General features: G+C 60.8%; 10 protein-coding genes. 8 read left to right on the top strand and 2 right to left on the bottom strand.

The features are described from left to right. Window positions 1–61 precede the first annotated feature (61 nt). The 4 genes from R1A29_RS16060 to R1A29_RS16045 all read left to right on the top strand — a co-directional run bounded on the left by R1A29_RS16060 (window position 62) and on the right by R1A29_RS16045 (window position 5,017). Window positions 62–1,396, top strand: coding sequence for an MFS transporter (locus R1A29_RS16060; RefSeq protein ID WP_438298878.1), 1,335 nt, complete (start codon window positions 62–64; stop codon window positions 1,394–1,396). Between the two features lies 1 nt (window position 1,397). Further along, a complete protein-coding gene (locus R1A29_RS16055) occupies window positions 1,398–2,615 on the top strand; it encodes a mandelate racemase/muconate lactonizing enzyme family protein (RefSeq protein ID WP_438298877.1) in 1,218 nt (405 codons plus the stop codon). 60 nt (window positions 2,616–2,675) lie between these two features. Continuing rightward, window positions 2,676–4,289: a GMC family oxidoreductase gene (locus tag R1A29_RS16050; RefSeq protein WP_438298876.1), complete on the top strand. Its 1,614-nt coding sequence runs from the start codon at window positions 2,676–2,678 to the stop codon at window positions 4,287–4,289. 122 nt (window positions 4,290–4,411) lie between these two features. Next, window positions 4,412–5,017 (top strand): DUF6338 family protein, encoded by a 606-nt coding sequence (locus R1A29_RS16045; protein WP_438298875.1) that lies wholly within the window; start codon window positions 4,412–4,414, stop codon window positions 5,015–5,017. A 181-nt stretch (window positions 5,018–5,198) separates the two neighbouring features. Here the strand turns inward: R1A29_RS16045 and R1A29_RS16040 are convergent, their stop codons facing one another. Next, window positions 5,199–6,083: a LysR substrate-binding domain-containing protein gene (locus tag R1A29_RS16040; protein ID WP_423203685.1), complete on the bottom strand. Its 885-nt coding sequence runs from the start codon at window positions 6,081–6,083 to the stop codon at window positions 5,199–5,201. 159 nt (window positions 6,084–6,242) lie between these two features. Here R1A29_RS16040 and ydiJ point away from each other — a divergent pair, with 159 nt between their 5' ends. Together ydiJ and R1A29_RS16030 are read left to right on the top strand one after the other, a co-directional pair. Next, window positions 6,243–9,272, top strand: a complete 3,030-nt coding sequence (ydiJ, locus tag R1A29_RS16035; protein ID WP_438302055.1) for a D-2-hydroxyglutarate dehydrogenase YdiJ — start codon at window positions 6,243–6,245, stop codon at window positions 9,270–9,272. 105 nt (window positions 9,273–9,377) lie between these two features. Beyond that, entirely contained in the window at window positions 9,378–10,547 is a 1,170-nt protein-coding gene (locus tag R1A29_RS16030; protein WP_438298874.1) for a DUF1624 domain-containing protein, read from the top strand. Here R1A29_RS16030 and R1A29_RS16025 read toward each other — a convergent pair whose 3' ends face one another. Next, a complete protein-coding gene (locus R1A29_RS16025) occupies window positions 10,548–11,453 on the bottom strand; it encodes a LysR family transcriptional regulator (RefSeq protein ID WP_438298873.1) in 906 nt (301 codons plus the stop codon). A gap of 129 nt (window positions 11,454–11,582) precedes the next feature. On the opposite strand from R1A29_RS16025, the gene R1A29_RS16020 reads away from it, so the two are divergent. Then, window positions 11,583–12,413 (top strand): oxidoreductase, encoded by an 831-nt coding sequence (locus tag R1A29_RS16020; protein WP_438298872.1) that lies wholly within the window; start codon window positions 11,583–11,585, stop codon window positions 12,411–12,413. A gap of 73 nt (window positions 12,414–12,486) precedes the next feature. Further along, entirely contained in the window at window positions 12,487–14,019 is a 1,533-nt protein-coding gene (locus tag R1A29_RS16015; RefSeq protein ID WP_438298871.1) for an MFS transporter, read from the top strand. Window positions 14,020–14,046 lie beyond the last annotated feature (27 nt).

Here is a 14,046-nt window from a genome sequence, read left to right as displayed (position 1 = left end):
CCTCTCCTATAAAAACAATTATCAGGGGCGCCCGGAGCACGGGTCGCCCGAGGTCATTTCAATGTCCAAGCATGCATCCTCTGCTGCCGCTGTTCAGGGTTCCGATTCGGCTTCGAAAATCCGCAGCGACAAGGGAAGTCGCTATTTCCAACTGATGTTGCTGGTGCTCGCCGCCGGTGCGATCTACCCGATTCTGTACCTGCGTCAGGTCTACCAGACCACCATGCTCGAGGTGTTCCAGATCAGCCACAGCGAGCTGGGTTATCTGTACTCGATGCTGGGGACGATTTTCCTGCTCAGCTACTTGCCGAGCGGCTGGCTGGCCGACCGTATCGCGCCGCGTTTCCTGATCTTTTTCTCGCTGGTGGCAACCGGTGCGCTGGGCCTGTGGTACTCGACCGCGCCTTCAATGACCGGGTTGATGATCATCTTCGGTTGTTGGGGGCTGACCACCGGCCTGACGTTCTGGGCCTCGGTGCTCAAGCGGGTGAAGATGATTGCCCATCACACCGAGCAGGGCCGTTTCTTCGGCATCCTCGATGGCGGTCGCGGGCTGGTTGAAGCGCTGCTGGCAACAGTTGCGCTGGCGTTGTTCGCCTTCGCCACTGAAACCCGTGGCGAGTCCACCGCTGAGGGTTTCCGTCATGTGGTTTATCTCTACGCCTTCACCTGTATTGCCATCGGCTGTGTGCTGGTGCTGATCAAGGACCCGAAGTCGATGGAAGACACGCCGCCGGTGGAGAAGGGCAAGTTCAACCTGCTCACTGATCTGGCGACGCTGGTTAAGATCCCTGAACTGTGGCTGGTCACCGCGATCGTGTTCTGCGGTTATCACATCTTCTGGGCCACCTACAGTTTCTCGGACTACCTGCAAGGCAGCGGCCTGACCGCCGTCATGGCCGGCACCATCACCACGATCAAACTGTGGATGCGCCCGATCGGCGGCATCGGCGGCGGTTGGTTGGGAGACAAGTTTTCGAACATCTCGGTGCTGATCGTTGCGCTGTTGCTGGCGAGTCTGGCAATCGTCGGCCTGATCGTGTTCCCGGCACTCAACAACATGGGGCTGCTGATCGCGACAGTGATTTTCATCGGCCTGATGACCTACGCGATTCGCGGTCTGTACTGGGCGATCCTCGACAGCTGCAACATTCCGCTGCGCATTACCGGACTGGCCATCGGCATCGTCTCGGTGGTCGGTTACATGCCGGATGCGTTTATCCCGTTGATCAACGGCTACCTCACTGAGCATTTCCCCGGCGCCCTCGGCTACAAGCTCTATTTCGGCTACATCGCCACTATCGGTCTGATCGGCACTCTGGCTGCCGTGACCCTGCGTGCCCGGATCAATCGCAAATCCTTGAACAAGACCTCTTTGAACAAGACAGGTGCCTGAGATGAAAATCGTCGCCCTTGAAACCCATATCGTCGCCGTACCGCCACCGCACATCGGCGGCATGTACTGGCTGTTCGTCAAGCTCAAGACCGGCTGCGGCATCGAAGGCGTCGGCGAGATCTACGCCGCCACCTTCGGCCCCAAAGCCATGCTGCCGATCATCGAAGACGTGTTCGAACGCTACCTGTTGAATCAGGATCCGCACCACATCGAACGTTTCTTCCGTCAGGCCTATTCGAGCGGTTTCACCCAACGTCCCGACCTGACCATGATGGGCGTGGTCAGCGGTCTGGAAATGGCTTGCTGGGACATCATCGGTAAAGCTGCGAACAAACCGGTCTATGAACTGCTCGGCGGCAAGGTTCACGAACGCCTGCGTTCCTACACCTATCTGTACCCGGTCAACAGCCGTGGCGAATACGACTACGACGACCCGGACCTGGCCGCCGAGTGCGCCATCGAGAACATGAACAAAGGCTTCACCGCCGTGAAGTTCGACCCGGCCGGGCCGTACACCGCGTACTCCGGGCATCAGATTTCGCTGGAAGTGCTGGAGCGCTGCGAAACCTTCTGCCGCAAGATCCGCGAAGCGGTGGGCAACAAGTGCGACCTGCTGTTCGGCACTCACGGGCAAATGGTGCCGTCTTCGGCGATTCGCCTGGCCAAACGCCTGGAAAAGTACGACCCGCTGTGGTTCGAAGAACCGGTGCCGCCGGGCCAGGAAGAGGCCATGGCGCAAGTCGCCGCCAAGACCAGCATTCCGATTGCCACCGGCGAGCGCCTGACCACCAAGTACGAGTTCTTCAAGCTGTTGCAGGCCGGCGGTGCGTCGATTCTGCAGATGAACGTGGCGCGCTGCGGCGGCCTGCTCGAAGGCAAGAAGATCGCCAGCATGGCCGAAGCCTATTACGCGCAAATCGCCCCGCATCTGTACAACGGGCCGATTGGCGCGGCGGCGAGTTTCCAGCTCGCGGCCTGCACGCCGAACTTCCTGATCCAGGAAAGCATCGAGACCTGGGGCGGCTTCCACGCCGAGGTCCTGAAAAAGCCGTTGCAGTGGGAGGACGGCTACATCATCCCGTCCACCGAGCCGGGTCTGGGCGTGGAGCTGAACATGGACGTGGTGCGCAAGCATTCGCCGTACACCGGCGAACGCCTGCACTTGCAGATGGCCCCGACCCCGGCCGACGTCAAAGACACATCGCCGGCCAAGGGCTGACGGGATTTCCCCGCCCGGTAACGGGCGGGTTCGATAAAAAGACTTACGCGGTAACCGTGCATGACATACGACTACATCATCGCTGGCGCAGGCGCCGCTGGCTGCGTGCTGGCCAACCGGCTTTCGGCCTCGGGCCAATACACGGTGTTGCTGCTGGAGGCGGGCGGCAAGGACAGTTCCCTGTGGTTCAAGATCCCGGTCGGCTTCGCCAAAATGTATTACAACCCGACCTTCAACTGGATGTACTACAGCCAGCCACAGAAGCAGTTGGGCAATCGCGAAATCTACGCCCCGCGCGGCAAGGTCCAGGGCGGTTCGGGCTCGATCAACGCGATGATCTACGTGCGTGGTCAGGCTCATGATTTCAACGACTGGGCGGCCAACGGCAACGACGGCTGGGGCTTCAAGGATGTGCTGCCGTACTTCCGAAAACTGGAAAACCACCCACTGGGCGACAGCGAATACCACGGCGGTAGCGGCCCGATCAGCATCACCCCGATGGCCGGCCAGACCCACCCGATCTGCGACGTGTTCCTCAAGGGTTGCGATGAACTCGGCTACCCGCGCAGCGACGATTTCAACGGGCCGAAATTCGAAGGCGCGGGCATCTACGACGTCAACACCCGCAATGGCCAGCGCAGCTCCAGCAGCTTCGCCCATCTGCACCCGGCATTGAGCCGGCCGAACCTGACAGTCGAGCACTACGCGCTGGTCGACCGTGTTCTGTTCGATAAAAGTCAGCAGCGTGCCACCGGTATTTCCATCACCCAACATGGTGTGGTGCGGACCTTCACGGCACGCAAGGAAGTGATCCTGTGCGCCGGCGCTGTCGACACGCCGAAGATCCTGCAACTGTCCGGTGTGGCGGATCGCGCCCTGCTGGCCAAGCATCAGATTCCGCTGGTCAAACACCTGCCGGCGGTGGGGCAGAACCTGCAGGATCACCTGTGCGTCAGCTACTACTACAAGGCCAATATCCCGACCCTGAACGATGAGCTGAGCTCGCTGTTCGGCCAGTTCAAGCTCGGCGTGAAATACCTGCTGACCCGCAAGGGTGCGCTGGCGATGAGCGTCAATCAGGCCGGCGGATTCTTCCGGGGCAACTCGGAACAGAGCCATCCGAACCTGCAGCTGTATTTCAACCCGCTGTCGTACCAGATTCCGAAAAACAACAAGGCCAGCCTCAAGCCCGAGCCGTATTCAGGCTTTCTGCTGTGCTTCAACCCGTGCCGCCCGACCAGTCGCGGGCACATCGAGATTGCTTCGAAGAATCCTCGCGATGCGGCGTTGATCGACCCGAACTACCTGAGCACGCAGAAGGACATCGACGAAGTGATCCAGGGCAGTCGCCTGATGCGCAAGATCATGGGCGCTCCGGCGCTGAAGGGCATCACGGTTGATGAAGTCTTGCCGGGGCCAGCGGTGGAAACCGACGAGCAGATGCTCCAGTACTTCCGTGACAACTGCGGCTCGATCTATCACCTGTGCGGTTCCTGCGCGATGGGTGCGGATGAGCAGAACTCGGTGGTCGACAAGCGCCTCAAGGTGCATGGCCTTGAGGGCTTGCGGATCGTCGATGCGTCGATCTTCCCCAACGTCACGTCGGGCAACACCCATGCGGCGGTGCTGATGGTGGCGGAGAAGGGCGCGGATCTGATTCTGCAGGATGCGTAATGCGCGGTGACACTTGATCGCAGACGGTTCTCCAGCTTGCGCTAGCCTTTGAATGCCGGCCCATTACGGGCCGGCATTGCTGTTTCTGGAGGGGTGGTTTTTGATTCAAGGAGCGACCGATCATGGATGATCTGGTGAAAGACGTGATTCCGCTGTTGCAATACCTGATCCCGGGGTTTGTCTCGACCTGGATTTTCTACACCCTGACGGCTTTCAAACGGCCGGATACGTTCGGGCAGATTGTGCAGGCGTTGATTTTCACGTTTGTGATTCACGGGGTGGTGTTGGGGATCGGGGCGGTTTGTGTGTGGGTGGGAGAGAAGGGATTTTCTGTAGGAAACTGGGATGCCAAGGCTGAAGCGTGCTGGGCATTTTCTACTTCGTTGCTGCTGGGGTTGATCGCTTGTTGTCTGGCTACCAATGGCAAATTGCATAGGTGGTTGCGCAGCAGAAACGTAACGAAACAATCTTCCTATCCCAGTGAATGGTTCTGCGCTTTCGCTCAATATGATCGATTCATCACCCTTCATCTGGATGATGAAAGGCGCGTTCTAGGCTGGCCAGTCGAGTGGCCACCGGAGTCGAACACCGGGCAGTTTTTAATGAAGTTTCCACGCTGGCTCAACGACGATGGCAAATTGGATCCTATTGGTGCCGAATTTTTGCTGATAGATTCCGCAAAGGTTAAATGGGTCGAGTTCAGCCCAGCATCAGAGGAATCATCATGACTGCCAGAGCACCGCAACCAATGCCGAAACATTTGGAGCGCCTATTCGTCGGACCTGACGGGAAGTTGCTGGAGCAACCATTGATCAAGGGGCCAAAGGCACCGCCACCGCTGAAGCGTTAGCCGATACAAGGGGCGATTAATCGCCCCGGTTGCCAACTCCCCGGTTCAGGCTCGCCAACTCAGAGCGTCTGCACCAGCCAATCCCGAAACGCCTTCAACGACGCCAGCGACTCATTGCGCGCCGGGTACACCAGGTAATAGCTGCGCCGACTGCTGATGGGTTCTCCCAGTTGCACCAGCTCACCGCTGTGTAGTTCATCCTCCACCAGAATCCTCGGCACCAGTCCGATACCGATATTGGCGCGCACGGCCTGGATCAGGTGCGAGGTCATCTCGAAGCTCGGCCCGATGCGCATGCTGCGATGGGGCAGGGCGTGATGGCTGAACCATTCACTCCAGGCCTGAGCATTGCTGCTGACGTTGAGCAGCAGTTGCCCGGCGATATCCTTGTCGGCCGCCCGCCGTTCGGCATCGGACAGTTGCGCGCTGGCGATCACTACCAGTTCTTCGGTATGCAGGCGGTGGGCGGTCAGTCCCGGCCAGTCACCGCCGCCGACACAAATCGCCGCGTCGATTTCACTGGTGTCGAAGTCGATGGCTTCGATGCGCGAATGCAGGTGCACGGTCATGCCCGGGTGCGCCGTGTAAAAGTCCTTCAGGCGGGGCAGCAGCCATTTCGAGCCGAAGGTCGGCAGGGTCGCCAGGCGCAGGCTGTGAATCCCCGAGCCAAACGCCATGGCCTGCAGCGTTGCGCTACGGATCTGGCCGAGGGCTTCGGACAGCTCGCGTTGGTACATGCGCCCGACGTCGGTAAGGATCACCCGCCGGCCCTCGCGGCTGAACAGGCGCATGCCGAGCATCTTTTCCAGAATCTGCACCTGACGGCTGACCGCACTCTGGGTCAGCGACAGTTCGTGGGCGGCGCGGGTATAGCTTTCATGGCGTGCGGCGGCTTCAAACGCCAGCAGCAACGACATCGAGGGAGTAAGAGTTCGCGGATTCATTCGTTTTAGTCATGGATTGCAGGTCGATTTTACGGTTGTCCCGGCATCGCTCTGCAATGAACATAAGGCCTATGAGATGGCGGGAGCGTGACGCAATCATTCATTGCGCACAACTGTTCACCGCCACACGGCCCGTTTTTGACCGAGATTGCACGCCCGATGATTGCCCAGCTGTCGCCTTCCACCGCGTTGAACACCGATTACCAACAGTTTCTCAAAGCCCTTGAAACCAGCGGTTTTCGCGGCGAAATCAGTGCCGACTACGCCAGCCGCGTGGTGCTGGCCACTGATAACTCGATCTACCAGCGCTTGCCGCAAGCGGCGGTATTCCCGCGCGACGCCGACGACGTGGCGTTGCTGGCACGCCTGATCGCTGAGCCGGCGTACCAGAAAGTCGTGATCACCCCTCGCGGCGGTGGCACCGGCACCAATGGTCAGTCGTTGACCGACGGCATCGTCGTCGACCTGTCGCGGCACATGAACCGCATTCTCGAAATCAACGTTGAACAGCGTTGGGTGCGGGTGCAGGCCGGTGTGGTGAAGGATCAACTGAACGCCGCTCTGAAATCCGCCGGGCTGTTTTTCGCTCCGGAGCTGTCCACGTCGAACCGCGCCACCGTCGGCGGCATGATCAACACTGATGCCAGCGGCCAGGGCAGTTGCACCTATGGCAAGACCCGCGACCACGTGCTGGAACTGCACATGGTCCTGCGCGGTGGCGAGCGCTTGCACGGTCGCCCACTGGAAGAAAGCGAACTGGCAGCAGAGTGCGCCCGCGAGGGCCGGGCTGGCGAGGTGTACCGCTGCGCGCGGCAGATCATCGATGAGCAGGGCGAGCTGATCCGGGAAACCTTCCCCGACCTCAACCGCTGCCTGACCGGCTACGACCTGGCGCACCTGCGCGAAGCCGACAACCGTTTCAACCTCAACAGCGTGCTGTGCGGCGCTGAAGGTTCGCTGGGGTTCGTGGTCGAGGCCAAGCTGAATGTCTTACCGATTCCCAAGCACACGATGCTGGTGAACATTCGCTACGCCGGCTTCATGGACGCGTTGCGCGATGCCCGTGCGCTGATGGCGCTCAAGCCGTTGTCGATCGAAACCGTGGACTCCAAAGTGCTGTTGCTGGCGATGCAGGACATTGTCTGGCACGGCGTCGCCGAATACTTCCCGGAAAGCGCCGAACGGCCGACGCTGGGAATCAACCTGGTGGAGTTCTGCGGTGACGATCCCGAAGAGCTGCAAGGCCGGGTCGAGGCGTTCGTCCAGCATTTGGGCACCGACGCCACGGTCGAGCGCCTGGGCCACACGCTGGCCGTCGGGCATGCGGCGGTGAATCGCGTTTACGGCATGCGCAAACGCGCAGTGGGTTTGCTCGGCAACGTTGCCGGTGAAGCGCGGCCGCAGCCGTTTGTCGAAGACACCGCCGTGCCGCCGCAACACCTGGCCGAGTACATCGCCGAACTGCGCGAACTGCTCGACAGCCACAATCTGCAATACGGCATGTTCGGCCATGTCGATGCCGGCGTGCTGCACGTGCGGCCGATTCTCGACATGAAGGACCCGCAACAAGCCGCACTGGTGCGCCCTGTTTCGGACGGCGTCGCCGCGCTGACCCAGCGTTACGGCGGTCTGTTGTGGGGCGAGCACGGCAAAGGCCTGCGCTCGGAATACGCGCCGGCCTTCTTCGGTGAGCTGTACCCGGCGCTGCAAGCCTTGAAGGCGGCGTTCGATCCGTTCAACCAGTTCAATCCGGGCAAGATCGCCACACCGAATGTTCCTGGCGCTGCATTACTGAAGATCGACGAAGTGACCCTGCGCGGTGAGCTCGATCGGCAGATCGACGAAAAAGTCTGGCAGGACTACGGCGCGGCCATGCACTGCAACGGCAACGGCGCCTGCTACAACTTCGATCCCGACGATGCCATGTGCCCGTCGTGGAAAGCCACCCGCCAGCGCGCGCAATCGCCCAAGGGTCGCGCCTCGCTGATTCGTGAATGGCTGCGTCTGCAGGGCGAGGCGGGTGTCGATGTGTTGTCCGATGCCAGCCGCCGTCCGCCGTTTTTCAGCACGTTGCTGCAGCGCTGGCGCAACAGCCGCGCCCAGGAAAAGGATTTCTCCCATGAGGTGTACGACGCCATGGCTGGGTGCCTGGCGTGCAAGTCCTGTGCGGGGCAGTGCCCGGTGAAGGTCAACGTGCCGGACTTCCGTTCGCGATTCCTCGAGCTGTACCACACCCGTTACCTGCGGCCGGCGCGGGATTATCTGATCGCTTCGCTGGAGTACACGATTCCGTACATGGCGCGGATTCCGTTTCTCTATAACGGTTTGATGGGCGCCTCGCTCAGCCGTCGTTTGATCGAGCGTCTCGGCGGCATGGTCGATGTGCCGTTGCTCAGTCGTTTCGACTTCCACGCGGCGATGCGCCGCTGGCAGGTTCAGCCGGCGTCGGTCGAGGTGCTTTCGACACTGACTCAAGCACAACGTGAGCGCAGTGTGGTGCTGGTGCAGGACGCGTTTACCCGGTATTTCGAAGCACCATTGCTGGCGGATCTGATCGAGCTGATTTCGCGACTGGGCTATCAGGTTTATCTGGCGCCGTTCAGTGCCAACGGCAAGCCGCTGCATGTGCAGGGCTTCCTGTCGGCGTTCAATCGCGCGGCGTTGCGCAATGCCGGGCAACTGCGCGCACTGGCCGAGATCGGTGTGCCGCTGGTGGGGCTCGATCCGGCGATGACGCTGGTTTATCGCCAGGAATATCTGAAAGTGCCGGGGATGGAAAAATGCCCGGAGGTGGCGCTGGTGCAGGAGTGGCTGCTCAAGGTCATTCCGGAGCAAGCCGATCAGCGCCGCGAGGAAGCCTTCCGTCTGCTGGCGCACTGCACCGAAAAAACCAACGCCCCGGCCGCGACCCGGCAATGGGAGCAAGTGTTCGAACGTGTCGGTTTGAAGCTGACGACCCAGGCCACCGGTTGCTGCGGGATGTCCGGCACCTACGGCCACGAAGCGCGCAATCGCGAGACCTCGGCGGTGATTTACGAGCAGTCCTGGGCGAAGCAGATCGAGGCGCCGATGGAGAAGGGTGAAGCGCTGGCCACCGGGTATTCTTGCCGCAGCCAGGTCAAGCGCCAGGCCGACCGGACGGTGCGCCATCCGTTGCAAGTGCTGCTGGAGCGATTGCGTTCTGCTTGAGAACCGTTGGCAATTGAAGCGATTTTTCGTGTTATAAGGTAACGCAAATTTCCGGGCTGTTTACATGCGGCCCGATCGAACTCTTCACTCGATTGCGAAACCTTCATGACCCTTGCTGTTCCCCGAAACGTCCCGCCGGCGACTGGCCGGTTGTTGTCCATTGATGCGCTGCGTGGCCTGGTGATTCTGTTCATGTTGCTGGATCACGTGCGCGAAACCTTTCTGTTGCATCGTCAGGTTTCCGATCCGATGGACATCGCCAGCACGGAACCGGTGCTGTTTTTCAGCCGCACTCTGGCGCATCTGTGCGCGCCGGTGTTCGTGTTGCTGACCGGATTGTCGGCGTGGCTGTTCGGGGAAAAATACGACGGCAAGGCTGACGTCAGTGCCTTTCTGTTCAAACGTGGTCTGTTCCTGGTGGTACTCGAATTCACCCTGGTGAATTTCGCCTGGACGTTTCAGTTGCCACCGACCGTGATCTACCTGCAAGTGATCTGGGCCATCGGCCTGAGCATGATCGCGCTGTCGCTGCTGGTCTGGCTGCCACGCTGGCTGCTGTTGACGCTGAGCCTGACGATCATCGCCGGGCACAACCTGCTCGATGGTGTGCACTTCGGAACCGAGTCGGCGCTTCATGTGCCGTGGGCGATCCTGCATGACCGCGGCTGGATCGAGGCGGGCGAGACCTTGCGCCTGCGCACCTCATACCCGTTACTGCCGTGGATCGGTGTGATCGGTCTGGGTTATGCGCTGGGGCCGTGGTTCGCTCGCGCTGCCGATTCAGGTGTGCGCCAGCGCCACTTGTTGGTCGGTGGCATCGCCGGACTGCTGGGTTTTGTGGCGCTGCGGCTGGTCAACGGTTACGGCGAAAAACCGTGGTCGATCAATGACAGCAGCCTGCAAACCCTGATGAGCTTTTTCAACATCACCAAATACCCGCCGTCGCTGTTGTTCATCACCCTGACGGTGAGCGTCGGGCTGCTGCTGTTGCTGGTGTTCGAGCGCTCGCAGGAGCGACGCTGGATTCGCTGGCTGACGGTGTTCGGTTCGGCGCCGATGTTTTTCTATCTGCTGCACCTGTATGCGCTGAAGGTGCTGTACCTGATTGGCGTGGCGTTGGTCGGGCTCAATCAGGGCAGCTATTTCGGTTTTTCGTCGGTGGCGGCGGTGTGGCTGGTGGCGATGGTGCTGGCGATTGCGTTGTTCCCGGCAGTGAGATGGTTCTCCGCACTGAAGGCCCGGCGCCGCGACATCGCCTGGTTGAAGTACCTGTAACTACCCGGTTTTGCCGTCGCGAACATTGCGGGCAAAGTCGATGAAAGCCTTGAGCGGCGCCGGTACATGGCGCCGACTCGGGTAATACAGGTGCAGCCCGGGATAGTACGGGCACCAGTCCGCCAGCACCTGCACCAGACGCCCGGCCGCGAGGTGTTCGCTGACCATGTCTTCGAACACATAGGCCAGTCCCAGGCCTTGCAACGCCGGGCCGACCATCAGGCTGACATCGCCCAGGGTCAGCGGGCCGTTGACTTCGATTTCCTGTTCAATGCCTCCGCATTCGAACTCCCAGCGGTACATCGAACCGCTCGGGAACCGATGACGGATGCAGGGCAGGGCATGCAGGTCTTCCGGTTTCTGTGGTGCGGGATGGCGCTGGAAAAACGCCGGCGAGCCGACCACCACGGAGCGAAGGTTCGGCCCGATGGGCAGCGATACCATGTCAGCCTCCAGCCGATTGCCGAAACGTACGCCGGCATCGAATCCGGCGGCAACGATATCCAGCAGCGCGTCACTTTCGACCACTTCCAGACGAATGTCCGGGTAGGCCTGCAGAAACTCGCTGGCAATCGGCAGCAGCACCAGTTCGCACGCCTGGCGCCCGGAGGTGATGCGCAGGTTGCCCGAAGGTTTGTCGCGAAAATGGTTGAGGTCTTCAAGTGCATCTTCGATATCGCGAAACGCCGGTTTCAGCCGCGCGTAAAGCCGTTCGCCGGCCTCGGTCAGCGCCACGCTGCGGGTGGTGCGATTGAACAGGCGCACACCAAGTCGGTTTTCCAGAGCCCGCAACGAGTGGCTCAGTGCGGAAGGTGTCAGGCCCAGATCCATCGCCGCACGACTGAAGTTCAGATGCTGGGCGATGCTCAGAAAGATCGACAGATCCGCCGTGGACGGACTTTTCATTGATGAGCACCTTTCATAAAGCCATGTAATTTTGTTGGGATTATCGCATCAGTAGCACGGCTTTAAAGTCGCATCAACTCATCGAGAAGGCCCGGCAAAACGTCAGGGTCACTGACAGGAGGAGTTGCTATGCGTACCTGGCTGATTACCGGAGCTTCCCGTGGTTTTGGCACCCTCATCGCGGAACGCGCCCTGCGTGCCGGTGATGCGGTGATTGCCACCGCGCGCAAACCGCAGGACATCACGGATCGTCTCGGCGAGCACCCGAACCTGCTGGCGCTGCGTCTGGACGTCACCCGTGAAGACGAGGCCCACCAGGCGGTGGCAGAAGGGATCAAGCGTTTCGGCCGCATCGATGTGCTGATCAACAATGCAGGCTTCGGCGTATTGGGCGCCGTCGAAGAAACCAGCGCCAGCGAAACCGAGCGCCTGTTCGCCACCAACGTCTTCGGCTTGCTCAACGTCACTCGCGCCGTGCTGCCGCACATGCGCGCCCGGCGCAGCGGACGGGTCATCAACATCTCATCGATTGGCGGTTATCAGGCCTACATGGGTTGGGGTGTCTACGGCTCGACCAAGTTCGCGGTGGAAGGCATCAGCGAAGCGCTGCATCAGGAACTGGCGCCACTGGGCATAAATGTCACGGTGGTCGAACCGGGTTTCTTCCGCACGGATTTCCTCGACGAACAATCGCTGGTCAAGACCGCGCTGGTATTGCCGGACTACGACGAAACCGTGGGCAAGATGCGTACTTTCGCCGAAGCCGCCAATCATGCGCAGCCGGGCGATCCGGTGAAGTTTGCCGAAGCCATGCTGGCGCTGGTCAATGCACCGAACCCGCCGCAACGGCTGCCGCTGGGCAGCGACACCGTCGCGCGAATCGAGGCGAAGAACCGCTTGGTGACGCAGGAGTTGGCGCAGTGGAATGAGCTGGCACTGTCCACGGATTTCAAGGACTGACACAACCCCCGTTGAAGCCATCACAGGCTGCGCTCTGTTGATCGCAGCCTGATTTTTTTCATTGGATGAAATCATGAAAACCGTCTCCCAATACCATGGCGCCCGCGACAAACTGCTGATCCTCGCAGCCATTTGCCTGTCGGCACTGGTCCTTCCGTTAAGTTTTACCGGTGGCGCAGTGGCGACGCCGGCCATTGGCCGTGACCTGGGCGGTAGCCCAGTGGCGCTGACCTGGATCACCAATGCGTTCATGTTGTCGTTCGGCAGTCTGCTGATGGCGGCGGGGGCGTTGGCTGATGTCTATGGACGCAAACGCCTGTTCACCGCCGGCATGCTGCTGTTCACCGGGGCATCGATTGCCCAGAGCCTGGCGCCTTCGGTGTACTGGCTGGATGTGCTTCGGGCGATTCAGGGCGTGGCCGGGGCGGCGGCGCTGGCCAGTGGTTCGGCAGCGCTGGCGCAGGAGTTCGAAGGCCATGCGCGCACTCGTGCCTACAGCATGCTCGGTACGACGTTTGGCATTGGTCTCGCGTTTGGGCCGTTGGTGGCAGGCGCGTTGATCGAGGCGTTCAGCTGGCGCGCGATCTTTGTCTTCACCGCGCTGATCGGTGTGATCGCGATGGTCTTCGGTCTGCCACGCATGCGTGAAACCCGCGACCCCGACGCCACCGGTCTCGACTGGCCAGGCACCGTGACGTTCAGTTCGATGCTCGCGCTGTTCACGTTCGGTGTGATCCAGGCACCCGAAAGCGGTTGGGGCAGTCCGTTGGTGACCGGTCTGTTGGGCGCTTCGGCGTTGTTGCTGGCGCTGTTCGTCCTCATCGAAATGCGCGTCAAACGCCCGATGCTCGATCTGACCCTGTTCCGTTTTCCGCGCTTCATCGGGGTGCAGATGCTGCCGATCGGCACCTGCTATTGCTACATCGTGCTGGTGGTCATGCTGCCGCTGCGGTTTATCGGTGTCGAAGGCTTGAGTGAAATCGACGCCGGCCTGCTGTTGCTGGCGCTGTCGGCGCCGATGCTGGTGGTGCCGATGCTTGCGGCGTCCATGACCCGTTTTGTCTCGGCCGGTGTTTTGTCAGGCGTAGGCTTTTTGATTGCCGCCGTGGGCCTGCACTGGCTGAGTCTGTACAACGTCGGCGAATCGAAATTCGCGTTGGTGATGCCGATGGTGTTGATCGGGATCGGCGCAGGTTTGCCGTGGGGCTTGATGGACGGACTGTCGGTCAGCGTGGTGCCGAAAGAGCGCGCCGGCATGGCGGCCGGGATCTTCAACACGGTGCGGGTGGCGGGTGAGGGGATTGCATTGGCCAGCGTGGCGGCGATGCTTGCCTCGCTGCTGCATACCGATCTGCAATCGGTGGCCGGCAGCGCCGACGTTGCATTGATTGCCGAAACCGCGCACCGGGTGACGACGGGCGACATGGCTCACGCAATCAACACGATTCCAGGGTTGGCCAATGAACGTCTGGTGCAAGGCTACGCTTCGGCGTTCCAGTACCTGCTGCACATCCTGACGCTCATCACCCTGGCGTCGGCAGCCGTGGTGTTGGGGCTGTTGAGCAAGGATCGGACGGTATCGGAACCACAACAGGCTGCGGCATAAATAAAAAAAGCCCGGAAGCGCAAAACG

Origin of the sequence: Pseudomonas sp. NMS19W (genome assembly GCF_051554255.1) — a bacterium.
In the GTDB taxonomy this organism is placed as follows: domain Bacteria; phylum Pseudomonadota; class Gammaproteobacteria; order Pseudomonadales; family Pseudomonadaceae; genus Aquipseudomonas; species Aquipseudomonas kribbensis.
The sequence above is the reverse complement of the archived record's forward strand: the minus strand, read 5'-3'. Positions and strand labels throughout refer to the sequence as shown.